This is a genomic window from Bradyrhizobium sp. Unk1, from assembly GCF_059512345.1.
This window is the reverse complement of sequence record NZ_JCAMOP010000040.1, coordinates 1-24,197: the sequence shown is the minus strand read 5'-3', so window position 1 is coordinate 24,197 and position 24,197 is coordinate 1. Positions and strand designations below refer to the sequence as shown.

General features: G+C 61.6%; 27 protein-coding genes. 21 read left to right on the top strand and 6 right to left on the bottom strand.

The window, feature by feature from the left end:
• Positions 1–7: 7 nt before the first annotated feature.
• The 4 genes from AC5ZFO_RS36775 to AC5ZFO_RS36760 all read right to left on the bottom strand — a co-directional run bounded on the left by AC5ZFO_RS36775 (position 8) and on the right by AC5ZFO_RS36760 (position 2,584).
• Positions 8–661: a DUF4437 domain-containing protein gene (locus AC5ZFO_RS36775; RefSeq protein ID WP_496123379.1), complete on the bottom strand. Its 654-nt coding sequence runs from the start codon at positions 659–661 to the stop codon at positions 8–10.
• Positions 636–1,346, bottom strand: coding sequence for an SDR family NAD(P)-dependent oxidoreductase (locus AC5ZFO_RS36770; RefSeq protein WP_496123378.1), 711 nt, complete (start codon positions 1,344–1,346; stop codon positions 636–638). Before AC5ZFO_RS36770 ends, AC5ZFO_RS36775 begins: the two co-directional genes overlap by 26 nt.
• Positions 1,347–1,414: 68 nt before the next feature.
• Complete coding sequence (locus AC5ZFO_RS36765) at positions 1,415–2,284, bottom strand: SDR family oxidoreductase (RefSeq protein WP_496123377.1); 870 nt, start codon at positions 2,282–2,284, stop codon at positions 1,415–1,417.
• 45 nt (positions 2,285–2,329) lie between these two features.
• Complete coding sequence (locus AC5ZFO_RS36760; RefSeq protein WP_496123376.1) at positions 2,330–2,584, bottom strand: isochorismatase family protein; 255 nt, start codon at positions 2,582–2,584, stop codon at positions 2,330–2,332.
• Between AC5ZFO_RS36760 and AC5ZFO_RS36755 the strand changes: the two genes are divergently transcribed.
• The 11 genes from AC5ZFO_RS36755 to AC5ZFO_RS36705 all read left to right on the top strand — a co-directional run bounded on the left by AC5ZFO_RS36755 (position 2,577) and on the right by AC5ZFO_RS36705 (position 15,460).
• Complete coding sequence (locus AC5ZFO_RS36755; protein ID WP_496123375.1) at positions 2,577–3,167, top strand: hypothetical protein; 591 nt, start codon at positions 2,577–2,579, stop codon at positions 3,165–3,167. The genes AC5ZFO_RS36760 and AC5ZFO_RS36755 overlap by 8 nt on opposite strands.
• A gap of 71 nt (positions 3,168–3,238) precedes the next feature.
• Positions 3,239–3,898 (top strand): TetR/AcrR family transcriptional regulator, encoded by a 660-nt coding sequence (locus AC5ZFO_RS36750; protein WP_496123374.1) that lies wholly within the window; start codon positions 3,239–3,241, stop codon positions 3,896–3,898.
• A gap of 391 nt (positions 3,899–4,289) precedes the next feature.
• Positions 4,290–4,850: a helix-turn-helix domain-containing protein gene (locus AC5ZFO_RS36745; protein WP_496123373.1), complete on the top strand. Its 561-nt coding sequence runs from the start codon at positions 4,290–4,292 to the stop codon at positions 4,848–4,850.
• Between the two features lie 158 nt (positions 4,851–5,008).
• Complete coding sequence (locus AC5ZFO_RS36740) at positions 5,009–6,223, top strand: efflux RND transporter periplasmic adaptor subunit (RefSeq protein ID WP_496123372.1); 1,215 nt, start codon at positions 5,009–5,011, stop codon at positions 6,221–6,223.
• 12 nt (positions 6,224–6,235) lie between these two features.
• Positions 6,236–6,445 carry a hypothetical protein gene (locus tag AC5ZFO_RS36735; RefSeq protein WP_496123371.1) on the top strand — a complete coding sequence of 70 codons (210 nt, stop codon included), beginning with the start codon at positions 6,236–6,238 and terminating at the stop codon, positions 6,443–6,445.
• Positions 6,446–6,525: 80 nt separating this feature from the next.
• Positions 6,526–9,705, top strand: coding sequence for an efflux RND transporter permease subunit (locus AC5ZFO_RS36730; RefSeq protein ID WP_496123370.1), 3,180 nt, complete (start codon positions 6,526–6,528; stop codon positions 9,703–9,705).
• Positions 9,706–9,718: 13 nt separating this feature from the next.
• Positions 9,719–10,441, top strand: coding sequence for an antibiotic biosynthesis monooxygenase family protein (locus tag AC5ZFO_RS36725; protein ID WP_496123369.1), 723 nt, complete (start codon positions 9,719–9,721; stop codon positions 10,439–10,441).
• A gap of 125 nt (positions 10,442–10,566) precedes the next feature.
• Complete coding sequence (locus AC5ZFO_RS36720) at positions 10,567–13,476, top strand: ATP-binding protein (protein ID WP_496123368.1); 2,910 nt, start codon at positions 10,567–10,569, stop codon at positions 13,474–13,476.
• A gap of 227 nt (positions 13,477–13,703) precedes the next feature.
• The gene (locus tag AC5ZFO_RS36715; protein WP_496123367.1) at positions 13,704–14,426 is read left to right on the top strand and encodes a hypothetical protein; all 723 of its coding nucleotides are present in this window, start codon (positions 13,704–13,706) and stop codon (positions 14,424–14,426) included.
• Positions 14,427–14,786: 360 nt separating this feature from the next.
• On the top strand, positions 14,787–14,951 hold the full coding sequence (locus AC5ZFO_RS36710; protein WP_496123366.1) for a hypothetical protein: 165 nt from the start codon (positions 14,787–14,789) through the stop codon (positions 14,949–14,951).
• A gap of 188 nt (positions 14,952–15,139) precedes the next feature.
• Positions 15,140–15,460 carry a DUF736 domain-containing protein gene (locus AC5ZFO_RS36705; RefSeq protein WP_006018714.1) on the top strand — a complete coding sequence of 107 codons (321 nt, stop codon included), beginning with the start codon at positions 15,140–15,142 and terminating at the stop codon, positions 15,458–15,460.
• A 112-nt stretch (positions 15,461–15,572) separates the two neighbouring features.
• Here AC5ZFO_RS36705 and AC5ZFO_RS36700 read toward each other — a convergent pair whose 3' ends face one another.
• Positions 15,573–15,818 (bottom strand): helix-turn-helix domain-containing protein, encoded by a 246-nt coding sequence (locus tag AC5ZFO_RS36700; RefSeq protein WP_496123365.1) that lies wholly within the window; start codon positions 15,816–15,818, stop codon positions 15,573–15,575.
• A 204-nt stretch (positions 15,819–16,022) separates the two neighbouring features.
• On the opposite strand from AC5ZFO_RS36700, the gene AC5ZFO_RS36695 reads away from it, so the two are divergent.
• The 5 genes from AC5ZFO_RS36695 (at position 16,023) to AC5ZFO_RS36675 (ending at position 18,552) form a co-directional block, all read left to right on the top strand.
• A complete protein-coding gene (locus tag AC5ZFO_RS36695) occupies positions 16,023–16,295 on the top strand; it encodes a DUF2285 domain-containing protein (RefSeq protein WP_496123364.1) in 273 nt (90 codons plus the stop codon).
• Positions 16,296–16,460: 165 nt separating this feature from the next.
• Positions 16,461–16,655: a transcriptional regulator domain-containing protein gene (locus AC5ZFO_RS36690; protein WP_271525174.1), complete on the top strand. Its 195-nt coding sequence runs from the start codon at positions 16,461–16,463 to the stop codon at positions 16,653–16,655.
• A 67-nt stretch (positions 16,656–16,722) separates the two neighbouring features.
• A complete protein-coding gene (locus tag AC5ZFO_RS36685) occupies positions 16,723–17,232 on the top strand; it encodes a DUF2285 domain-containing protein (RefSeq protein ID WP_496123363.1) in 510 nt (169 codons plus the stop codon).
• A gap of 134 nt (positions 17,233–17,366) precedes the next feature.
• Complete coding sequence (locus AC5ZFO_RS36680) at positions 17,367–17,648, top strand: helix-turn-helix transcriptional regulator (RefSeq protein ID WP_008561544.1); 282 nt, start codon at positions 17,367–17,369, stop codon at positions 17,646–17,648.
• Between the two features lie 22 nt (positions 17,649–17,670).
• A complete protein-coding gene (locus AC5ZFO_RS36675) occupies positions 17,671–18,552 on the top strand; it encodes a replication initiator protein A (RefSeq protein WP_229162092.1) in 882 nt (293 codons plus the stop codon).
• A gap of 587 nt (positions 18,553–19,139) precedes the next feature.
• Here AC5ZFO_RS36675 and AC5ZFO_RS36670 read toward each other — a convergent pair.
• Positions 19,140–20,189: an IS110 family RNA-guided transposase gene (locus AC5ZFO_RS36670; protein WP_496123362.1), complete on the bottom strand. Its 1,050-nt coding sequence runs from the start codon at positions 20,187–20,189 to the stop codon at positions 19,140–19,142.
• Between the two features lie 278 nt (positions 20,190–20,467).
• Between AC5ZFO_RS36670 and AC5ZFO_RS36665 the strand changes: the two genes are divergently transcribed.
• The 5 genes from AC5ZFO_RS36665 to AC5ZFO_RS36645 all read left to right on the top strand — a co-directional run bounded on the left by AC5ZFO_RS36665 (position 20,468) and on the right by AC5ZFO_RS36645 (position 23,736).
• Positions 20,468–20,932, top strand: a complete 465-nt coding sequence (locus AC5ZFO_RS36665; RefSeq protein ID WP_496123361.1) for a DUF2840 domain-containing protein — start codon at positions 20,468–20,470, stop codon at positions 20,930–20,932.
• Entirely contained in the window at positions 20,929–21,441 is a 513-nt protein-coding gene (locus AC5ZFO_RS36660; RefSeq protein WP_496123360.1) for a S26 family signal peptidase, read from the top strand. The genes AC5ZFO_RS36665 and AC5ZFO_RS36660 overlap by 4 nt, the downstream gene beginning before the upstream one ends.
• 206 nt (positions 21,442–21,647) lie before the next feature.
• Entirely contained in the window at positions 21,648–22,337 is a 690-nt protein-coding gene (locus AC5ZFO_RS36655) for a lytic transglycosylase domain-containing protein (RefSeq protein ID WP_496123359.1), read from the top strand.
• Positions 22,334–22,675 (top strand): hypothetical protein, encoded by a 342-nt coding sequence (locus AC5ZFO_RS36650; protein ID WP_496123358.1) that lies wholly within the window; start codon positions 22,334–22,336, stop codon positions 22,673–22,675. Before AC5ZFO_RS36655 ends, AC5ZFO_RS36650 begins: the two co-directional genes overlap by 4 nt.
• Complete coding sequence (locus tag AC5ZFO_RS36645) at positions 22,672–23,736, top strand: IS110 family RNA-guided transposase (protein ID WP_496123357.1); 1,065 nt, start codon at positions 22,672–22,674, stop codon at positions 23,734–23,736. Before AC5ZFO_RS36650 ends, AC5ZFO_RS36645 begins: the two co-directional genes overlap by 4 nt.
• Positions 23,737–24,197: the final 461 nt, after the last annotated feature.

The window sequence follows — 24,197 nt, the reverse complement described above, 5'->3', positions numbered from 1 at the left end:
GCGCCGCTTACTTGCTCAAAATCTGCGCATCGAACGCAACGTCCTGGACGAGGACGACGGTGCAATTCTCCGAGAAGCACTCGGTGATATGGGGTTCACCGCCCTTCTGGAACCAATAGGAACCGGCACTGAGATGCTTGATCTCGCTGCCCGGGCGGTAGTTCGCCATGATGCCGGAAATCACGACCGCATAGTAATCACCGGTGTGGGTGTGCAGCGCGCTCTTGAAGCCCTTCGGAAACTTCGTGATCGTGGCGTGAGCTCCCGAGGTGACCTTTCCGTAGGCGTCCGAAACCAGGATGTCCCTGTTGGAATGATCATCAGGACGGCGGGGTCCGTAGGCGGCAAATCCAGAATCCGCGAAGGTCATATCTTCGAACGGGATTTCGAGCGAGTTTGTCGCCTCGGGCAGTTTCGCAGTCTGCTCAGAAGCCAAGGCAGGGGCGCCGAAAAGCGAGGTGGTAGTGGCGGCGACGACCAGCGCGCTTCGAATGAACGTGTTTGTCATGACGATATCTCCTTTGGGTGGGGCGCTGCGAAATTGCAGTCTGGCTCGGGTGGCAGAGAGGCGGAAGCTGACGAGAGAAGGTTCGAAGATGGACTTGCTCAACGTGAAGCGGTGCATCCGCTGAGGATCAATGGCCCGCAGTCCGACCTCCATCGACGTAGTGGATCTCGCCGGTCACGTAGTCGGCATCCTCGAGGTAGTTGATGGCCCGCACGACATCCTCGATCTTGCCGTTGCGGTTGAGCGGCGAGAAGGACTTCAGATCCTCCGGGTTCGATCCATCGTGAAGCGGCGTGATAACGATACCGAGCGAGATGGTGTTGACGCGGATGTTGCTGGAAGCGAGCTCCATCGCGAGGCCTCGGGTAGCGGCGACGCCGGCACCCTTCGTCAGCGAGGCAAGAACGGCCGGCACGGTCTGGAGCGCGTGCTCGACGAGGCTCGTCGAGATCTGGACGATGTGACCTCCGCCCTGCTTCTTCATCGCGGGCACCGCGGCCTGCGTCGCGAAGAAGACGCTGTCGAGGTTGGTCGACATCACGCGGCGGTAGAGGTCCTCGGAGATGCTCTCGATCGGACCAGGGCGCCACATGCCAGCGTTGTTGATCAGCGTGTCGACGCGGCCGAAACGTTCAAGCGCGGTCCAGACGACTTTCCTGGCGATCTCCGGCTCGCCGATGTCGCCGGCGACCGTGACGTAGTCGGGGTCGCTCGAAGGCGCGATCGACCGGGAATTTCCGACCGCGCGCCAACCTCGTTCCCGATAGGCCTTGACGAAGGCCTCGCCGAGTCCCTGCGATGCGCCCGTCACCACGACGACTTTGCATTCCGTTGCCATATGTCACTCGCCTTGCTGGAGCGGGGCCCGCCGTGAGCGGAGCTTGCTCTGATCCACCTCGAACGTCGTCAAGCGACCTTCAGCTTCTTGAGATGATCCAGGCCGACGCCGGCGACCACCTGCTCCTGGATCGGATGGATTGCGGAGTTGGCCGCGTCGGCGCCGAACGCCAAACCGACGATCACGCGTTCGGGACGCTTGCCGCGGGCCGTCCCGACCAGTTGGGCGATCGCTTCCGCCGTGTCGTGCGGGTTCGGACCGTCGGGGCCGGCGAACACGCCGCCGAGGAATTCGACTAACTTGCCGGGAAGAGCGGCGACCTCGCCGTACTTGTCCGCCCGACCGGGATCGGAGGGCTTCTGAACCGCCGCCCACAAGTTCGTCGGGAAGGGACCGGGCTGCACCAGCACAACGTCGATGCCGAGTTGCGAAAGTTCGTAACGGTAGCCCTCGGTCAGGGCTTCCATGGCGTGCTTGGAGGCGCCGTAGAGACCGTAGAAGGGCAGCGTCAGCCGGCCCAGGATCGAACCGACGTTGACGATCAGGCCGGATTTGTTTGCCTGCATCTGGGGCACGACGGCCCGGATCATGCGCTGGACGCCGAACACGTTCACCTCGAACATCTCGCGCACCTGTTCCGGAGTGAAGGTCTCCGCAAGACCTCCCGAGGCGATGCCCGCGTTGTTGACGAGCACGTCCAGCTTGCCGCCGGTCTTGCCGAACAGCGTCTTCACCGCCGCATCGACGCTCGCGCTGTTCGTGACGTCGAGCTCAAGGGTCTCGATGCCCTTCGCCTGCAGTTCTTTCGCCACTTCGCGATTGCGCCCGTCCATATCCCGCATGGTCGCGAATACGCGATGACCGCGGGCGGTCAGCGTGTTTGCCAGGTCTTTGCCGAAGCCGTTCGATGTTCCGGTGATGAGGATGGTGTCAGACATGGTCGCTCTTTCTCTTTTAGATTTTCGATTTCGCAGGATTCGGGATCAGGCCACGGCCTTCATGCGCTGCACGGCTTCGTCGGTCGTCCAGACCGCATTCGCCATGAAGCGGTAGTTCACCATCGCCGCTGCGTAGCCGTCGCCTTCCTCGTTCACGCCAGCGGCCACCGCATCGCGGACCATCGCGACCTCGAAGCCTGCCTCGATGACGTCGCGCATGTGCGACTCGAGATAGATGTTCGCGACGGGGCCCGCCATGATCACTTGTTCGACACGGCGCATCCGCAGCTGCTTGATCACGTCGTTCGACTCGCACCCGAAGACCTTGTGCGGCGACGTGTTGCAGGTGTGCCCGTCCAGCAGGTACTTCTTTGAACGGTTCGTAGTAGTCCGCCCTCGAGCCCTCGAAGCCCTCGAGATCGACCGGATCCTTGCGGCCGCAAAAGCCGATGCCGCCGAGATAGTGACCGATCGCTCCGGGCGGCACCGTCCACTGCCGGTCCGTCGGGTAGTACCAGTGCGGCGAGTGGATGATGAAGTAGCCGAGCTCCTGTGCCGTCTTGAGGAGCCTCTTCAGGTTGCCGACGACGTCGCGCTTCTTCAGCGCATCCTCGATCAGCGCGTAGTAGGTCCCCGACTCCTTCTCTTCGAGGAATTCGTTCTGAATGTCGGCGAGGACGAGAGCGACGCGCCTCTTCTCGCCAAGCTTCATTTCCGGATTGCGATGTGTGAACTCGAGCATCTTGCTCCTCCGAGGGGTAAAAACGAAATCCGGCCTGCTTCAGTTGTGGCTGGCGCGCGTCGGCGTCGGCGCGAGGGTTCAATGCCATCGCCACCGAAGACGCTTCATGTCTTCCATCGCTTCATCTTGGGAGTGGATTGAAGCCCAGGACGTGACAAGGTTCTTGTCTCCTGACGCCCGATTTGAACGGCCAAGCCGTCACGAACCGTGCGATGACCGCGCTAACGCGCACGTTCACATCGCTGCTGGGAGGCGTTTCTTGCGGTCTCTATCGGTTGATAGACAAATCGCTTGCGACGATGCCCGGGACCATATATATCTACCTATCGAAAGATAGATTGGAGTGTGCCATGAGCACCATCGCAGAGGCCATTATGGACGCGGCCGAGCTTCGGATGCGCGGCGGCGGCTTCAACGGCTTTAGCTTCCGGGAAATCGCGGATGACGTTGGCATCAAGAGTTCGAGCGTGCACTATCATTTCCCCACGAAAGAGAAGCTCGCTGCAGCGGTCGTGCACAGATATGCGGACCGCCTCAGCACGAAATTCGATAGAGGACTTGCCGGCGGTGCCCACCCCCAAGAGGTATTGACGGACGCGTTCAGGGGTACCGTCCGTTCAGCCGAGCGCATGTGCCCGGTGACCGTGCTGGGAGCCGGCTCACTGGGCTTGCCGGAGGAGGTCGCTGCGGAGGTGAGGCGCTTCTTCCAGATGTGCCTGGACAAGCTGATCGGCGGCGGTCTCGTTCCGGACGAGGCAGCCGAGCTGCTGGCGACCATCACCGGGGGGATGGTCGTGTCGACGGCTTTGGACGACATCGCGACGTACGATCTCGCAACCATCAAGGTCTGCCGGTCTCAATCCGGTGTCTGAACCTCGTCGAAGCGCGGCTTGTGTCTGCGCTCCGAGGCTCCCGCGTGCATAGGAACTGCCGGCCAAGGTGGGCTCGCCGGACTCGTCGTCAGAAGCGCCCCTCCGAAGCGCGGTGCACGGAAAGCTGACATCTGGGGCTTTCGCAGCGTGCGCCACTCTATGCTTCGTTTCTGCCGACATCATGCCGTCGCGAAACCGAGGACGGGATGTCGCGCTATCGATTGCTGGGCGCCTCAGCGACCACGAGGCGCCCACCGACGGCTGCAAGGCCGGAAAAAGCTATCCGTACCAACACCATAGCGAAACTTTACGGACGTTCACGCATCACAACTGGCTCCGCGCCGGCAAAGCGTCATCCTCGGCCCGCAACCGAAATTCGAAAGGTTGGAGGATGTCCGACGCACTTACCGCTATCCAACCCGGCGACCAAACTAGGCAAGCCGCAGCGGCTGCTCTGCTCGAAGAGGCTTTGAAGCTTCTGGACCGGGACGTGCCTGGCGCGCGGCAGCGGATCGAGGACGCCTGCAGGATCGTCGGCCACCGAGGGAAAACCTACGGCAAGAACGGCCACCTAGCGAACTGGCAACTGCTGCGCGCCCGCAGATTCATCGGCGAGAATCTGCATGCACGCCTGCGGATCGGGACCGTGGCCCGGATCGTCAATCTCAGCCCGAGTTATTTCTCGCGAGCCTTCAAGGCGAGCGAAGGGATGCCGTTTTCCGACTTCGTCCTGGTTTCGCGGATCGAGCTCGCCAAACACCTTCTGGCGACGACGCGCCAGTCCATCGCCGAGATCGCCCGGGAATGCGGATTGGCCGATCAATCGCACCTCACGAGAACATTCAACAAGTTCGTGGGAACGCCGCCGCGGGCTTGGCGCTGCCGCCGCGTAGCGGAGGCCGCAAGACACGCACATGGGCCAATGACGGATCTGACAATCCGGCTCGGATGAACGCAGAACGGCGTCTTGGTCTCGAAGAACACCAATCGGATCAGCCGGTTGGACGCGGACATAAGCTCTTCTGTCTATCGATAGATAGGCATTGACAAGCGGCATATTCCGCCTCTACAGTTAATACATCTACTGATAGATAGACAACGGAGATCAAGATGTCGGAAGTCGCAGTCGAAACGCAAGTCCTTGAATCCCGCTCCCGCCGCAAAGCCCACATCAAGGTCTGGCTCGCCACAGTTGCAGCACTGGGTGTCTTCGGCGCGGGTGTCGTCTTCGGGCCCGGATATCTCGCCCCTTCAGCGAAGGCGGCGGCGCCGGTAGCGCCGACGGTCACCGTCAGCGCTCCCTCGGAACGCAGTCTCGAGAAGCGGCTGCAGTTCTTGGGGCAGTTCTCGGCGGTGCAGCAGGTCGAACTGCGCCCCCAGGTCGGCGGCACGTTGACCAAGATCAGCTTCAAGGACGGCGACATCGTCCACGAAGGCGACGTGCTCTTCGAGATCGACCCGACCCCATATCAGATCAAGCTTGACCAGGCGAAGGCACAGGTGGAGACGGCTCGCGCGCAGCTTCAGCTCGCGATCCAGCAACTGGGCCGCGCCGACACCCTAAAGCAGAGCGGCTTCGGAACGATCGAGAACGCCGACCAGCGCCTGGCCCAGAAACTTGCCTCGCAGGCCGCTCTCGATGCCGCGGAGGCGGCGGTTCGCGATGCGCAGTTCGACCTCGATCATTCGCGCGTCGTGGCCCCCTTCAACGGCCGCATCGGCAGCCACCTCGTCTCGATCGGCAACCTGGTGGCTGGCAGCCGGGCATCGACCAGCCCGACCACCTTGCTCGCAACGATCGTGTCGGTCGGCAACGTCTATCTCAACTTCGACATGAGCGAATCCGACTACGCCGCCTTCCTGCGGGAGCGCACACAACAGGAGGGATCCCTGGCCGAGAAGGTTGACGTGTCGGTCAACGGCGGCGACTTCAATCGCGATGGCACGCTCGATTTCGTCGACAACACGCTCGACCGGTCGAGCGGAACGATTCATGCTCGCGCTACCGTCAAGAACGTCGACGGCCTGCTGACCCCGGGCGCATTCGCCAGGGTTCGCGTCGCGATCTCGAAGCCCGCGCCCTCTTTGCTCGTCCCCGATGCCGCTGTGCTGCCGGACCAGTCCGATCACGTCGTCCTGACCGTCGGCGCCGACGGCGTCGTCACGCCGAAGAAGGTCCAGCTTGGCGAACTGCGGGACGGACTGCGCGTGATCAGCTCGGGCTTGATGTCGTCCGATCGCGTCATCATCGAGGGCATTCCGAAGGCCAAGGCTGGCGCCAAGGTGATGACCGAGACCAAGTCGAACCATTTGGCCGCCAACTGAAGGCCGTCAGCCATGAGCGTCTGCTTCGACGAACCGACGATCGACGACCTGCTGGGGGACAGCCTGACTCAAGGATTGATGCAGGCGGATGGCGTCGATGTCGCTGCCCTCGAGAGGATGCTGCGAGGGCTAGCTTCCGATCGAACGGCGGCCTTGGCGCGCAACCACCGCGCACCGGGATGGAATGGTCGCGTTTCAACACAACAAGTGGCGTTCGTGTGAACGTCACTGCTCTTTCCGAGCGCTCCCGAAACACCACGAACCGCTCGAAATAACCGCTTCACGGACAAGGCTGAACCGCCATGAAACTCTCACATTTTTTCATCGAACACCCGCGGTTCGCAGCCGTCATCAGCATCTTCCTGACCGTGTTCGGCGCCGCCGCCGCTTTCCTGCTTCCGGTGTCGCAATATCCGGACATCGTCCCGCCGACCATCCAGATCACCACCGTCTATCCCGGCGCGTCGGCTGACGTGGTGGCCCGCACCGTCGCGACCCCGCTCGAACAGGCGATCAACGGCGTCGAGAACATGGACTACATTTCGAGCCAGTCCACCGGAAACGGCGCGCTCGCGATCTCCGTCGTCTTCAAGATCGGCTCTGACCCGAACACGGACCTGGTCCTGACGCAAAACCGCGTCCAGGACACGCTGTCGCGCCTGCCGCAGGAGGTCCAGGCACAGGGCGTCCAGGTCAAGAAGACGATCGATGCGCTCCTGCTCGGCGTCCACGTGTATTCGCCGGACGGCTCCCGCAGCCCCGAATACATGTCCAATTATATGCTCAAGATCCGCGACGAGATCGCACGCCTGCCAGGCGTGTCAGATTTCCAGATATTCGGCCAACGCGACTACGCGATGCGAATCTGGATCGATCCGGACAAGGCGGCTGCCGACGGCATCGGCGCCGACGACGTTCTGACCGCCTTGCGCACCCAGAACGCCCAGGTCTCGGCCGGCGTGCTCAACGCGCCTCCGCTCACCACCGACGCCGCCTATCAGATCAACGTTCGGGCGCTCGGCCGGCTCACCACACCCGAGCAGTTCGGCAACATCATCGTCAAGTCGGACAGCCAGGGGCGCGTGACCCGGATCCACGACATCGGCCGCGTCGAACTCGGCTCGGCGGACTACGGGTCGATCGCCTATGCGGACAAGTATCCGTCCACGCCCTGGTTTCCCAAGGCCACGCCGGGCGCCAACGTCGTACAGGTCGAGCACGCGATCTGGGACAAGATGGCCGAGCTCAAGAAGAGCTTCCCCCCGGGCCTTGACTACATCCGTATCTACGATCCGACCACCTTCGTGAGCCAGTCGATCGACGAGGTAGTCAAGACGATCTTCATCGCCATCGCCCTGGTGATCGGGGTGGTCTTCCTGTTCCTGCAGACATGGCGTGCCACGATCATCCCGGTGGTGGCCATTCCCGTCTCCCTGATCGGCTGTTTCACGGTCCTCGCGCTTTTCGGGATCTCCATCAACAACCTGTCCATGTTCGGGTTGATCCTGGCAGTCGGCATCGTGGTCGACGACGCCATCGTGGTCGTCGAGAACGTCGAGCGGAACATGGCGATGGGCATGTCGCCGCGCGAAGCCGCCCATAAGACCATGGACGAGGTCTCCGCCGCCCTCATTGCGATCGCGCTGACCCTTTGTGCTGTCTTCATTCCCTCTGCCTTCATCAGCGGCATTTCCGGTCTGTTCTTCACGCAGTTCGCCGCGACCATCGCCGCATCGACAATCATATCCGTCATCGTTTCGCTCACGCTGAGCCCGGCACTGTGCGCGGTGCTGCTGAAGAGCCACGACGCACACGCCAAGCCGCGCGGGATCGGGCGTCTGGTGCAGGCCGCGTTCGCGCGCTTCAATGCCGGCTTCGAGTGGGCATCTTCGAGCTACGGACGGGTGACGGGCCGCATCATCAGGGCGAGCGCCATCGTCGGCGTCGTCTATCTCACTCTGATCGGCCTGACGGGCTTCCAGATGTCGCGGATGCCGACCGGCTTCATCCCGAGCCAGGACATCGGCTATCAAGCCGTCATCATCTTCCTCCCGCCGGGCTCCAGCCTTCAGAGGACGGACGCGGTGGTACGCGAAGTCAACGACATCATCCTGAAGGAGGTGCCGGGTCCCACACATACCTCTCCGGTGGCCGGCCTCGACGTCACAACGTCGACCATCGCACCCAACGTCGGAACCATCTTCTACGGTCTGCCATCGCTGTACGGACACCACATCCCAGGCGTCAACGCCGCGACCATGCTGCCGAAGGTCCGCGCCGCATTGGCCGGCATCAAGGACGCGGTAGTGATCGTGGTGAACCCGCCCCCCGTGCAAGGGTTGGGCTCCGCCGGCGGCTTCAAGCTGATGGTCGAAGACCGGGGCGACCACACGGCGCAGGAGCTGGCGGATGCCACCAACACGCTGGTCGCCGCAGCCAACAAGGATCCGGCATTCGCCGGCGTCTTCACGCTCTACAACGCGGGAGCCCCCTCTCTCTTCGCCGGCATCGACCGCGAAAAGGCGGAGAAGGTAGGTCTCAAGCCGGAAAACGTGTTTTCCACCCTCCAGCTCTACCTCGGCTCGCGGTACGTGAACGACTTCAACTATCTCGGACGCACCTACGAAGTGCTCGCCCAGGCCGACGAAGCCTTCCGCAAAACGCCTGCGGACATCGGCCGGCTCAAGTCGCGCAACGCGAGCGGCTCGATGGTGCCGATCGGATCGGTGGCCGACTTCCAGGACGAAACTGCGCCCTATCGCCAGCCGCGCTACAACCTTTATCCAGCGGCAGACGTTCTGGGCACCGCGGCACCCGGCGTGGCGTCCGGCACCGCCGCCGCGCGGATGGAAGCCCTCGCAAAGGAGGTGCTGCCGGCGGGCTTCGCGATGGAGTGGACGGAGCTTTCCCATCAGCAGGAAAAGCAGGGCATTCCGACGATCGTGATCTTTGCTGCGTCGGCTCTCTTTGTCTTCCTGGTCCTGGCCGCACAATACGAAAGCTGGAAGATGCCGTTGGCCATCGTGCTGATCGTGCCGATGTGTCTGCTGGCCTCGGCGACGGGCCTGGCGTTCCGCGGCATGCCGATCGACATCCTCGCGCAGATCGGCTTCGTCGTCCTGGTGGGCCTGGCCGCGAAGAACGCGATCCTGATCGTGGAGTTCGCCAGGCAGCGACAGGACCATGACGGCGATACGGCCGAGCAGGCTGCGACGGAAGCGGCCCGCATCCGACTCCGCCCGATCCTCATGACTTCAGCCGCGTTCATTCTCGGCGTCTTTCCCCTCGCGGTCGCCACCGGCGCCGGATCCGAGATGCGCCAGTCCATAGGCACCGCCGTCTTCGCCGGAATGATCGGCGTCACGATCTTCGGCCTACTGTTCACTCCGGCCTTCTACACCTTTATCCGCAATTTCGGCTCTGGGGATAAGGCAGCTGCCAAATCGGAGGCTGCTCAGGATCGTTCCGGAAAGCCGATCTGACGATACCCGCCCGTTGGACGTTCCCGGCGGCGGAGCGAAAAACCAAGAGGAAACGACGATGTTCTCAGTGATCTTCGAAGTTCATCCCAAACCGGACCAGTGGGACGGCTACCTCGGCGTCGCCAAAATGCTGCGGCCGGAGTTGGAGCAGATCGAGGGCTTCATCGAGAACGTCCGCTACAAGAGCCTCACCCGGCCGGGCTGGCTCCTGTCGCTCTCCGGATGGCGGGACGAGAAATCCGTCGTGCGATGGCGGACCGCACAGCGGCACCATCTCGCCCAAGAGAGGGGACGGTCGGCGATTCTGCTCGATTATCATCTCCGGGTTGGAGAGATCACGCGGGACACCCATGTGCCCGCAGGGCACAGGATCGCCGAGCAACGTCTCGACGAAACCGAGATCGGCGAAGGAACTACGGTCACGTTCGTCGACGCAAAATGGCCAAACGGCTCCATCGAAACATCGGACGTACCGGCGATTGCCGATCACGTCGCCCTGAATCCCGATGCCGGCGGCTTGCTTAAGTGGGAGATCTTAGATGCCGTTCTCACGCCGGGCGACGTCGTCCTGATGATGTTGTGGAAGTCGAAAGACGCCGCCGCCGCCTTCGCCGCATCGGCAAAACTCCCGTCGGACGGGCGTTTGCGGCAGGTCCGCGTGGTCCGGGACTACGGCATGTTCGATCGTAGGGAAGCTCCCCAATACTATCCGGAAGCGTCCCGACAAGGTGCATGACGCGCCAGACCTCTCCGGAGGCGCCCACTTGCCAATCTGTATCGATCGCCTCCACTAAGCGACCGACCAGAACACAATCGCGTGACGGTTCGAGGAACCGCCATTTATCTGATAATCCACCGCTCATGATGAACAGCGGCGAGTTGCGGCAATCACCGGAGAACGGGAACTTCGACGCTGAAACCGTCACGTTCGGCCCTTTTAGGCTGATACCGAGCCAGCGCAAGTTGGAGAAAGATGGCGTGGCGGTCGCTCTCGGGGCACGCGCCTTTGATATTCTGCTCGCATTGCTCGAGCGCCCGCAGCAGGTAATTACAAAAAGGGAGCTTTTCGATCGCGTTTGGCCCGGCGTGCACGTGGACGAGAGCAGCTTGCGGGTGCACGTCAGTGCCTTGAGAAAGGCACTCGAAGGGGATGGGTCGAACGTAAAATATATCACCAATGTGTCAGGGCGAGGTTACTGCTTCGCATTTGCGGTGACCGCCATGGCCGCCGCGCCCGTTTCGGTCAACAGCGAACCGTTCCGGTCTCGGTTGCCCGTCATGCCGGCTGAAATCGTCGGCCGAGAAAGCGCGATCAAGGCGATCGCATCCCAACTGATTGCACAGCGCTTCGTGTCGATCGTTGGGTCCGGCGGCGTCGGCAAGACGACAACTGCAATATCGGTGGCGCATTCGCTTTCCGACACCTTCGCGGATGGCGTCTGCTTCGTCGATCTAGGTTTGCTCGGCGATCCGCAGTCTGTGGCGTTTGCGGTCGCGTCATCGACCAATGTTTCCACGAAGTCGAGTGATCTGCTCGAGTCTCTGTTGGCAGCGCTAAGCCGGAAGCGGACCCTAATCGTCCTCGACGGTTGCGAGCACGTCGCCGAAGCCGCGGCGGGACTCGCCGAAGCAATCTTGCGGCGCTGCCCGGACGTCCACCTTTTGGCGACGAGCCGCGAATCCTTGAGGGCGGATGGCGAATGCGTTCACCGCCTGCAGCCCCTTGAATGCCCCCCGGATGTTTCGGGCATGACCGCCACCGAGTTGCTTGAGTACCCTGCCGCTCGCCTCTTTGTCGGGCGACTAAGCACACGTGGAGTGGCACCGGACATCGCCGAGTCGGACGTTCCCACGATCGCCGCCATATGCCGCCGGCTGGATGGTATCGCGCTTGCCTTGGAACTCGTCGCCGGGCGTGTCGACGCCTTCGGAATCACAGGTATCGCCAGCCTATTGGACAGCGATATGGCCCTACACCTTTCGGGGAAACGGACGGCTGTCCCGAGGCATAGAACCCTTAGCGCAACGATCGACTGGAGCTATAGGCTTCTTGCGGAGAACGAGCGGGTGGTCCTCCGGCGTCTGTCGGTCTTCACGGGGCCGTTCTCGTTCGAGGCGGCCCGACGCGTCGTCATCGATGCGAATGCCGTCGCTGCGAACGGCTTGCTCGAGGAATTCTCTGCGCTAGTGGCCAAATCGTTGATAGCGGTGGTCGTGAACGGTTCCGATCTGCGGTATCGCCTGCTCGACACCACGCGCGCGCGGTTGCGTCATCATTTGATCGAAAGTGGAGAGGCCCACGAAATCGCGGTTCGCCACGCCGATTATTATTGCGATCGCATCGAAAAACTCTCTTCCCGAACCCACTCATCGTCAGTCTATGACGTTGATCGGGAGGAAGCCGTTTCGAACATCAGGACAGCACTCGAATTCGCGTTTTCATCGGACGAAGCGTTTGTCGACAAACTCCGGATCGCCGCGAGCGCTACCCGCCTGTTCCTCGATATGTCCTTGTTGATAGAGTGTCGCGAATGGGCCGAACGAGGAGTCGCTATCGTCGGGCCCCAGACCGAGCCAAGCCGGTACGCACTGGAGCTTTGGACGGCACTCGCGCTGTCGCGCATGTTTACTGACGGAGAGAAATCGGCGACACATAGTGCTTTGATGAAGGCCCTCGATTTGTCCGAGGCCGTCAACGACACAAGCTACAAGCTTCGGATTCTCAGCGGTCTCCAGCTTTTCTCGGCCCGGGTGGGCGACTTTCAAAGCGCATTGACGCAGGCAGCAAAGTTTCATTCAGCCACTGAAAAGCTGGCCGACCCCGGGTACCTGTCGTTGTCGGAGGCGATGCTTGGTGCGGCATATCATCTGGCCGGCGATCAAGCGAAGGCGCAAGTTCACTGCGAGGCTGCATATGGAATCACGCGCTCTCAAGACCCAAAACTGCTGCAATACGGGTACGATAACTATACCCGCAGTCTCGGTACGCTTGCCCGCGTCTACTGGCTTCGAGGTTCGGCCTCGAAAGCCGTTTCGGTGGCGCATGAAGCCGTGAACCAAGGCCGGAAAATAGGTCATCCGGTCACTCTTTGCATGTCGTTGATGTTTTCGGCATGGGTCTTCCACTGGGCGGGCGATCACGACGTGGCGTGGCAGATCACAGATGAATTGCAAGCCCAAAGCGAAAGGAGCTCGCTGATCCCATTCCTTGCCGCTGCTCGAGGGTTGGCGGGTAGGTTGCTAATGGCAGACGGCGATAAAGACGGAGGCATCGCGTGCATGCGAGAGGGCCTGGAGCACCTCCGCGGTCATCGTCACCAACTGATGGCCACCACGGTCGCGACTGGCCTGGCCGAGGCCTTGGTGGCCGGCGGAGAGAATAGCGAAGCCTTAGCGATCATCGATTCTGTTCTCAAGCAAGACGCAGAAGGGGGAGGTTCTTGGTACACGCCTGAAATTCTTCGAGTAAGAGGAATCGCGCTCGCTGCTCTTGGCAGAGCAAGATATGCCGATGCGATAGACAGCCTCGCAAAATCACTGGCATTGGCACGTACCCACTCGTCGCTTACTTTTGAACTCCGCGCTGCCATCGACAGGACCTGCCTCGATGAGCGATACTCCGGTGAGTTCGACCGGGCGCTCCTCGAAGGCGTGTGCGATCGTTTCCTCGATGCGAGCCCGGTCCCTGACCTTACGCTCGCACGATCGCTGCTGGCCGAAAGAGCGCAAAAGGCGGCCGCTGGCGGGAACGGTCCGACTGCGCGGCGGTAACGCGCACCTCGCTTGACGTTCGCATGAGCGTCGAGGGGCGGACGGGCAGAAGGAAAAGTTGCGCCCGACACACCCGTGAAGATTCGCGAAGAGTTGTGAAGATGATGGGTACCTTGCTTGAAGGCGACCTTTCGGGCCGTCACAGTAGGGTCACGACGACTGAAGCGCGACCAGCTTGCCCACGTTGGCTATCCGCTCTTGAGTGTGCCGCAACAGGGAGGAGTGGAATGAGCCTGCTAGAGCAGGTCTTGTCGGCGTCTGGCGGCGCCGACCGGTGGCGCAACCTGCGTGGGTTTACCGTTCACATGACGATGAGCGGTTTGCTTGTCGAACAAAAACATCAAGAAAGCTCATTGAAGGAAGTGGTGGTCGAGGCTGACATCCGCGAGCGTTCGGTCCGTATTATGGGCTTTGATGCGACTAATGATCGTCTCTTCTGTGATCAGAGAAAGGTCGGCATCGAAAACGAGGACGGTCAAGCGATCCGGGTGGAGCGCCGTTCTTTCGACGACTGGAGGAGACGCGCTTCGAATGGATCTTGGGATGTTCTGGATCTCACTCAGTTCTGCGGATATTCCGTGTGGGCCCTTGTAGCTATGCCCTACCTTCTGGAAACAGCGGCGTCGATACGCGAAGAGGATCCGCCACCTGTCAACGGTGGCTCACAGCCACTTCGCCTGATGCACGTCGATTTTTCCGAAACGTCCTCCATTTATCCGCTCCAACAGAAGTTATTTTTCGATGCAGAAGGACGTTTGGTTCGGCTGGACTACGACGCGCTGGAACTCGGAGGAAGACCGGTATCGCAAATTGTAAGTGCTTACCAGGATTTCTCGGGCTACATCATCCCAACGTTACGACGTTTGAGGCCCATCGGGCCGGAAGCTGATCTGACGAGACCGCCGGTGCTCGATATCGAAATTTTTGATCTCAATTGCCGATCCGATTGACTTGTCGTGCGACGTAGGCACCGTGTCTGAAAAAGGCCGAACTTGTCGATCTCGAAAGATTGGCTCCACGCCGATCGAGAAGGTACCATTCGTTGGTACAAAGAAATTCCGGCGCCGACGGAAAAGTCCTTATTTCTAGGCAATTTGGTGGGTTTGAGGGAGTCCATCCTAGCCAGTTCTTACGGCAGCAAGGCCCCAGCGGCGAGATCCGTGCGCTGAATGGGCGATGATCGAAACCTGAGCGCGGAGAGCTCGTCCTGCTCGGAATCCCTCGATCAAGCTGCTGACAAGCGGTTTGGCCCACGCAGCCGCGGCAGAGCGATCTTATCTCGATCGGTTCTTGGGAGACGATGCCGCCCTTTGCAGGAGATTGTTTCTCTTTCCGCGCTGATTCGTACCTACCCCTTGTTCATCAAAACCGAGATCGCCACGCTTCTCCTTAAGATTGTGGTTCAGCACGCGGACGCACGTGGCCTCGTTGATGGCTTGATCTGGCCGAAGACCGGCTTCGCCTCGATCGTCTGAGCCGCAACGCCGTTGATGCGACTTTCTTCCCCTGGGCTTCGCCCATTCCTCGCGAGACAAGAAAGTCGCCACAACGGCGTCCTCCGCTGCGCTCCGGCCCGAGCGGGTGCGTCGCCGATCGTCCTCGGCCCTAGATCGCCATCGAGGCCGCGGTGGTCGCGGGCTCGAAACACAACAGGAGAAGTGACATGGCTAACATCGGTTCTTTCAAGAAGGTCGGCAACGAATTTCAGGGCGAGATCGTCACCCTGAGCCTGAAGGCCAAGGGCGTCCGCATCGTCGCCGAGACCAACCGTTCCAATGACAACGCCCCCAGCCACCGCATCTATGTGGGCCGGGCGGAGATCGGCGCAGCCTGGTCGAAGCGTTCCGAGGAAGGCCGCGACTACCTCTCGCTCAAGCTCGACGATCCTTCCTTCAACGCGCCGATCTACGCGAACCTGTTCGACGACGAAGGCGGTGAAGGCTACACCCTGCTCTGGTCGCGGCCGCGCAAGACCGGCGAGTAGGCCCCATCAAGCCCCGTCCGGTCCGCCGGGCGGGGCTTCCTAAAACCTCCTCGGCCGATGGATCGGCACCATCGGCTAGCTCATTGATGCCTAGCTGAGGGGCTCGGGAAGGTCAGGTCCGCACTTTGGACGCCTTCTCCTCCAGCAGATCTGCCGGCCGTACCCCCAAAGCTTGGGCAATCTGCCAGATCGTTAGCAATGTCGCGTTTTGCAGCCCGCGCTCCATGCTGCTTACGAAGGCCCGGTCGACGCCCATGCGTTCCGCCACGGCCTCTTGGCTCAAGCCAAGGGCCAGTCGAAATCGACGCGCGTTTGCTCCAAAGACCTTGCGAATGTCCATCCGCAGGATAGGAAGCAATCGCGTATTTTGGCGCTACGTGTTATAATACGCGGAGCTGGGTGTTTAAGGTGACGTACGGGGCTTTGATATGTTGGGAATGCAGCATCTTGAACGCTCGCCTGAGCAGGTGGCATTGCCATATGCTCGAGCAAGGAACTTTCGAGCCGGCCAAGCTGGCGCCTCGCGATTTGATTTTCGATCCCGCTGATATTGTAGTCTCTGATGTCGAAGCGACCGCTAGATCCTAACGTCGTGGATGTCGCGCCGAATGAGCCGGCGCTGACGGCCTATGACGAACAGCATGTCGTCACGTACGTTCGCCTTCTGCAGGCCGAAGGTGAGGGGGCGGACTGGCGTGAGGTGGCTCGAGTGGTCTTGCATATGGACCCCGACCGAGAGCCGGACCGCGCGCGGAGCGCATATCAGAGTCATCTTGCCCGCGCCAAATGGGTGACCCAGCAGGGGCGCCTATTACGTGGCACGGGCTCCAGGTAGAAGAAAATAGCCGGCCGGCGACTTGCAGGCAGAACTATTTTCTTTTGCTGACGGGTGGTCAGTCCGGTGCACCACGTGGTGCCAAACTAGGGACTTCCTACAACCGCCTCGTTCATACCTATTGCGCCGCAATCGTTGTTAGCAGCGTGCAATGGGACGGAAGCAATGCCTGAATTCGACTGGCGGTCGCCGGAATCCTACAAGAGCCTGCAAGACGCGGAAGTCACCGACATCGCCTGGGAATGTCTCCGCCGCAACGCCGACTATCGGCGTGAGTACGAGGTGATGATTGCCAACAGTCCGAACGGCGAAGTGACTGACGAATTCAGGAGGAAATGGGGCATCTGCTTTCGCCCATGACCCGCAGAGGTCTTTCGACAAGCAGACGATCTTTTGGGCGCCTGAGGTTCTAGCCACGGTCGTTCCGGTGACGGTTGCCTCGACGGCCGATCTCGGGTCGGCGTCTCAGCCTCTGCTTGACCTTACAGTTGGCCAGCTGCGCCGCGCCGTCGACGGCTGGCATGCCGTGCTTCGCATCGGTGCGGTAGATCACCGTGTTTGGTCCAAGGAGCCGCCGCTGCTCGGCGCGTCATACGCAGCCGACTTGCCGTTTGACGGCGATTTCGACGCGCGTGCGTATGCAGCCTGCCAGCTGTGGCGCGCGATCAATGGACGCGCGCCAGGTCCTGCCTTTCACCAACTATCTAAACAGCGGCGCGAACGCTTGAGCGCCGCGATCCGTGCGCTTGATGCTCGCAGCGCCGGCGGAAGTTATCGCGTTATCGCCGAAGCGCTGTTCGGCAAAAAGCGCATCCCCGATCGTGCCTGGAAGACGCATGATCTGCGCAATCGAACAATCCGCTTCGTGCAAGGCGGCCTCGCGTTGATGCGTGGTGGTTACCGCAAACTTCTGCGGCCCGGGCACAAGGACGAATAGCCCTTCCGCTTTTGGGGTATCGAAAATCGTACCCCCAACATTCGGCATCCCCCTCCGATATCGCGCTTCTCCATGATGACCGCACACACGCCGACCTAGCCAGGCGTAGTGCGCTGTCCTCTTGGAGTTCTCAAATGCCCGATCCGATGGCCGGTCTTCCCCCGCGCTTCCTGCGTACACCTGAGGCCGCGCGCTATCTTGGCCTGTCCGGTCGAACGCTCGAGAAGCACCGCACGTACGGTACTGGACCGACGTATCGGAAGATCGGCGGACGCGTTGTCTACGCCGTCGATGATCTGAAAGCATGGGCCGACCGCGGCGCCAAGACGTCGACGTCCGATCCCGGCAAGGGAACGGTGCTGCCGGCCAAGAAGCATCCCGCGCTGCGCCCGTATGCGGGTCAGGAACGTCGCTGATTGCCGCGTGAGAGCAGTGACCATGCGGCGCAGACACCATTCCGAGCGCGATCAGCTTGAGCTCTTCCGGGCGTTGCCCGGCGATCTCGCGCCGCGCGACGCGCAGGATCTGATGGCATATCCGTTCTTCTCCCTCGCAAAGACCAAGCGGATTGTGCCGATCGATTTCCGCGCGGGTGCGATCGCGATTCGTGTCGAAGCCGTGCCGGAACACGGCATGGCGACCATCTGGGATGCAGACGTTCTGATCTGGGCCGCGTCTCAGATCGTCGAAGCCCGTGACGCCGGCTTGAAGACGTCGCGCCTCATGGCTGCAACGCCATACGAGATTCTAACGTTCGTCGGCCGCGGCACCAGCGCACGCGACTATGATCGGCTGAAAGCTGGTCTTGACAGACTGCAGTCAACGACCGTGCTGACGTCGATCCGACAGCCGGCAGAACGGCGGCGGCATCGCTTCTCCTGGATCAACGAATGGAAGGAGACGGCCGATGCAAACGGTCGGCCATTTGGGATCGAGCTGATCCTGCCGGATTGGTTCTATGCCGGCGTCATCGATGATGCGCTCGTGCTGACGATCGATCGCGCCTACTTCGAGCTCACAGGCGGGCTTGAGCGCTGGCTCTATCGCCTCGTGCGCAAGCATGGCGGTCGCCAGGATGGCGGCTGGAGCTTTGATCTTGTGCACCTTCATGCCAAGTCCGGCATCATCTCGCCGCTCAAGCATTTTGCGTACGACGTGCGTCAGATCGTCCAGCGCCAGACATTGCCCGGCTATCAGCTCGTGCTCACGCGAGACCGGAACGGCAGCGAGAGACTGAACTTCGCCCCTCAGCCTGTTGATCCCTTAACGGCACGCTTGCGCCGCCGAGGTCTCATTCCAAATTCGGAGGACAACCTGTGAATCAGCTCGTGCTATCGGGGACCGCAACCCTCGTGCTATCGGGGACCCGATCCTCGTGCTATCGGGGACCGGAATCGAGCTTAAGAGCTTGTTTCTCCGCGCTTTCCAGCCGCTCTAACTTTACTAACATACTGACACTAACTTCTTGTTGTGAATCAGTACGTTGTGAACAAGTCGGCCGCGCGTGCAACGACGATGCCGCATGCATCCACTCTCTCACGCGCAAAGCTTCGCTGCAATACGAGTCTTGTCACCAATGCACGCGCTTCAACGCGATCACGCGCAAATCTGCGCGATCGCTGACGTCGACATCATCGCCTGGTGCGCGTCACGTCCTTTTGCAGGCGCTCGCTCGTCGAGGAGAACTCGCTAACATCCGTGGTTGGCACGATGGCCACCACAAGCCGGAATTTGAGGAAAGGGCGGTCAGGCTAACCAGCGCCGTGCTTGATGGCTTCAAACGTCGTCATGAAGCCGCCGGCAAGAAAAGTTGCGATCTCACCCAAATCCCCGTCTCCTCGGGAGACGCCGCTCCGCCGTGGCGGAAGGAAAAGGCGCGCGTGGAAGCGGCCGGGTCGCGGAGGCCCTTACATCGCCGCAGCGACCCGGCCGCGCCTGCCGCCGGCGCCAAACCGGAACGTGGTGCCACTGGTCCAGATCTTGTGCAGCAGCACGGCGAGCGCGCGCGCCACGGCGGTTGCCGCGCGCTTCAAACCCTTCTTCCTGGCGAGCCGCAGGCCCCACAAGCGGAGTTTGAAGTTCTTCGGAATGCGCGTCAGGATCGCGATTGCCGCCTCGTACAGCATCGCCCGCGTCAGCTCGTCGCCGCATTTGGAGATGCTGCCGATCCGATCGGTCTGCCCGGACTGGTAGCGCCGTGGCGTCAGGCCAAAATGGGCGCCGACATTGGTGGACTTCCTGAAGCGTGCCGGATCGTCGACGGTGGCGCGGAACGTCAGCGCCACGAGGGCGCCGACGCCCGGCACCGTCATCATCTGCCGCACCGCATCGTCGCTGCGTGCGGCCGCCAGCACCAGGCGCTGCAGCTTGGCCAGTTGCTGCCGCATCGCACCGCGGGCGTCCAGCAGCGGCGTGACGATGGCCTCCAATTCCTTCTTCCCGGCCACGATCTCGCGCACCCGGGCTGCAAAACGCCCGACCGAGATCTCGCCGACCTTCAGGCCAAATGGTTTGAGCAAGCCGCGGATCATATTCTCCATGTCGAGCACCTTGCCAAGCAACGCCTTGCGCCCGACCAGCAGCGCGCGCAGCGTTTGCGCGCCCTCCGATTTGACATGGACCGCGCGGAACCAGCCGGTTCGCATCATTTGCGCGATGCCCCTGGCGTCGTTGCGATCGGTCTTGTTCAGCATCGCGTTCAGCGCCGCCTTGGCGTGCCGGGTCTCGATGCAGGTCACGGGGAGGCCCTTTTCGGCGAGCGCCGTGAACAGCCAGGCGCTGTACGAGAAGGCCTCCAGCCCGACGCGCTTGAGATGGATTCCCCACTCCGCCAGCAACAGCTCGATCGCGTCCGGATCGGTCTCGAGTTTGGCCTCCCGAACGACGTTGCCATCGCTGTCCACCACGCAAATATTCGTCGCCTCCAGCGACACGTCAAGCCCTGCATAGAAGTCCATCGTTCGCCTCCACCGCCGATCGCCAGACCGCCCCATGCGTTCCGTTCGCGAATCGTTGCGAGGCATTTTCGCAGCAGCACCGCCGGCGAGGGGGCACCGGTCAGTACCCCGGCTAACCGGAAATCCTTCGGATTTCTTCTAACGGACCAGGCCGAAAGCCGCGTCGGTGGCGCTCGGCAACGGCAGTCCGAGAGGCCGGCCTGCGTTTGCAGGCCACACGCACTCTCCACCGCGCCCCAAGCTGACGCCTGCCAGCTCCAGCGTCGGGGTGCCGTGGCATGAGCGACCTCACGGAAGTGGAAGTGTTGTGGCTCGAGAAGCGCATCGAAAACCGCATTCGGTTCGGTCGTATCGTCGAGGAACGGAAGCTTGATCGCCACCGGCGCGTCCTGTCTTTTGCGCCCGGAAGTATCTTTGCCTTCGTCCGATGGACCTCCAACGACTTTGGCACGATCATTTCTCGCATCGACATCTTGCGCGCGGTCGCACCGGGACAGCGCTGCTCGACGGTGCCGTATGTGACGCCCGGCGGTGAGATTCTGCTGCGCCTGTCAGGTTGGCCGAAGGTCGAGCGCGTGCTGCAAATGATCGATGCCATTGAAGCGCTTGGCATCGATCCCGCTAATGTCGCGCCTGATCATTGGCATCACGTTCACAACCGCCTGTCCGTCAACGAAAACCCGCGCTCTTACACGAAAGCGCGCCATCAGGCCTGGCTCCATCGTCAAAGGGTGATGCGATGACAGGCTCCCTGAAGATACTCATCGCGCTGTTTGGAACTGCTGCTGCGCTCATTGCGACGATCGTCCTAAAGCCGCTTCCGCGTTACATCTGGAACGCATCTCCAAGCGTGCCGATCGGTCTCTACCGCCTCCGATCAGCGGACCATTTCCAGGTCACTGAATTGGTCGCCGTGCAGCCGCCGGAGCCGCTCGCGACCTTCCTCGACCTTAACGGCTATTTGCCCATTGGCGTCCCCATGCTGAAGCGCGTGCTTGCTCTTCCGGGGCAGAGTGTTTGCAGAACCGGCCTCACGATTTCGGTCGACGACGTCGCGGTGGGCGAGGCGAAGGATCGCGACAGACGAGGCAGGCCGCTGCCGAAATGGCAGGGCTGCCGGGTCGTCCGTGACGGCGAACTCTTCGTCATGAACTGGCAGTCCACCAGCTCGCTGGATGGCCGTTATTTCGGGCTCTTGCCGACATCGGCTGTTATTGGCCGGGTGCTACCGGTGTGGACCTGGGAGGATTGATGTTGCCCGTACTGAGTTTCCGAACAGCTATTCCTCTGTTCGGCCGAGTGCTGCGCCATTCCTCCGTCCCGACCAACGCTTGCAGGGCCGACGTGCGCCGCGGCAGTCCAGGGCGGCCGCATGGCCGGCGCGAAGCGGCTTTACCCTGGACGGGCGCGAGCACGACGGCAAGCTTGGCTCGGTCGGGCGTGCGTGTTTGGGCTGTCGTGTCGCTGCTGCTTATTTTCGCTGCGTGGGACAATGGTGCTCTAGCGGAGAGCGGGTCGGCGTCGGCTCAAGCGGTCGATCAGGCAAGCAACCCGTTTGCAGCTTTCGTCGACGAAGCCTCGAAGCGTTTTGCAATTCCGATGAACTGGATCGGTTCGGTCATCAACGTCGAAAGCGCTGGAGACCTGCACGCCAAGTCGCCCAAAGGCGCAATGGGCTTGATGCAAATCATACCGGCGACTTGGGCGGAACTTCGCGAGCGCTACAATCTCGGGAACGACCCTTACGACCCGCACGACAACATTCTGGCCGGCACGGCTTACTTGCGCGAACTGCTTGATCGCTATGGCTCGCCCGGCGCGTTTGCTGCGTACAACGCGGGACCTGCTCGCTATGAAGAACATCTCGCAGGTGGCCCTTTGCCAGACGAGACGCGAGCATATGTCGCAAAGCTTGCCAATCTGCTTGCCATCGAACTGCGGCCGAGGTGGACGTCCAGCGGACAGTCAGCAGCAGCTGCGACGCTATTCGTCACGCGACCCGCTCCCATGAAAACGCGCGATCGGTTGCTGGCGCGCATGCCATCAAGCGGTGTTACGACCGCAATTTCGGCGCCCAATGTTTCGCCCATGGTTCCCCGATCTATTGGCGTGTTCGTCCCTCGATTGGATTCGGGAGGATCGCAATGACCAAGTGTACGGGTTCGCAAGCTGATGGCGTATGGGCGATGCCTTCGGCCCGCGCTCTACTTGTCGCTTCGCTCCTCACCGAGCCACCCTTCGGGTGTCTCGGCCCTTCGGGTAACGATCGCTATCGCAAGCGCTCGGAAGCAGTGGGGGCTTCGCAATTCAACTGCCAGGTCGCGGCGGCTCTTTCGGGATCCGGCGACCGGGAGACCACGACGGCAGGACGGCTCTTCAAATCGGGCTTCGAGATACCGGTGCACGGGGATAACGCGATCGTGGCCGAATCCGGAGTCTGGTGCGACGACTTGGAGCGTCGTTGCCACAAGGGAGAGCTCCGATGAAACTCTATGTTGGATTGGACGTCGGCCTTGAAGAAACCAGCGTTTGCATCGTTGATAGCGAGGGTCTCACGGTCCGCGAAGTCAAGGTCAACACCGAGCCAGAGGCGATCCGCTCCGCGTTGGAGGGCTACGCGGATCGCCTCGATAGGGTGGGGGTCGAGGCGTCATCGCTAGGCATCTGGCTGTACCGCGAATTGCAGTCAGCGGGGCTTCCAATCATTGTCGTGGAGGCGCGCCACATGCGCGTCTCACTGTCGACAATGCGCAACAAAACCGATCGAAATGATGCGCGCGGCATCGCGCAGATGATGCGGCTGGGCTGGTACCGCGCCGTCCATGTCAAGAATATCGACATGCAAAAAATGCGCACGTTGTTGACCAACCGGAAGCTGCTCAAGCGTAAATTGGTCGACCTCGAGAACCATGTTCGCGGGGCACTGCGGGCCTATGGATTACTCGTCGGAGCGGTCGCCCGGGGGGCTTACGAAGCTCGGATCCGCGAGCTGATCGAGCACTGCGACCCGGTCTTTGCGATGTCCATCGAGGTCATGCTGGACGTGCGCCGCGCGCTTCTCGAGGGCTACGAACGGCTGCATCGCGTGCTGCTGCAGGTGGTCCAGCATGATCCCGTTTGCCGCCGTCTGATGACGGTTCCAGGCGTCGGTCCGGTCGTCGCCTTGTCCTTCAAAGTTGGCGTTGATGACCCTCATCGCTTTGCCCGATCACGCACGGTGGGCGCCCATTTTGGCCTGACGCCGAAGCGCCACCAATCTGGAACATCGATCGATTTTGAGGGCCATATCAGCAAACAAGGCGATATCTCCGTGCGAGAGGCGCTCTGTGAGGCGGCTGCCAGCCTGCTGCTCCGGGTCAGAAAATGGTCGGCACTGCGGGCATGGGGCCTGCGGATCGCCAGGCGGTCGAGCATGCTGTGCGCGATTGCCGCGGTGGCGCGGAAACTCGCATGCATTCTGCATCGGATGTGGGTCAGCAAGACCGATTTCCACGTCGGATTCGGTGCCAAGATCACGCAACGGCTGCGCTTAAAGCCTGCGCAATAGCCTCCGCGCCGGCGAGCCAGGAAGGCGCTGGGGACACGCCCCAGCATTGTTGAGGAGGAACGAAACTAGAGATCCGCGCGCGCGGTGAGCGTCCCCTGGCGGGGCCGCGAAACGGGGAATGTCCGCTATCTCTTGCCTGCTGCCGCCCTTCGGGGACGAGAGCGCAAAACTGCTTGGACAGCCCTGTTTACGAACCTGGTGAAGAGCATGCGACGGCCCAAGTGCTGAACGCGAAGGAACGCATGGACCCCGCCTGGTGAATGCCACTGCAACGCGGTGTGGTGACGTTTGTGCGTCGTAGATGGAGGGAAGCAGCGATGCTTATCCTGCGAGGAGTCGAAGAAAAGCGTAGGAATGAGTTGACTTTGAACGCCCGATTAGGAATGCCGCCCGTAATCGGTCTGCGCCGGGAGTTGCGGCCGCAGCGCAAGTGGTCTGCGCGATGAATGACGCGCACAGTG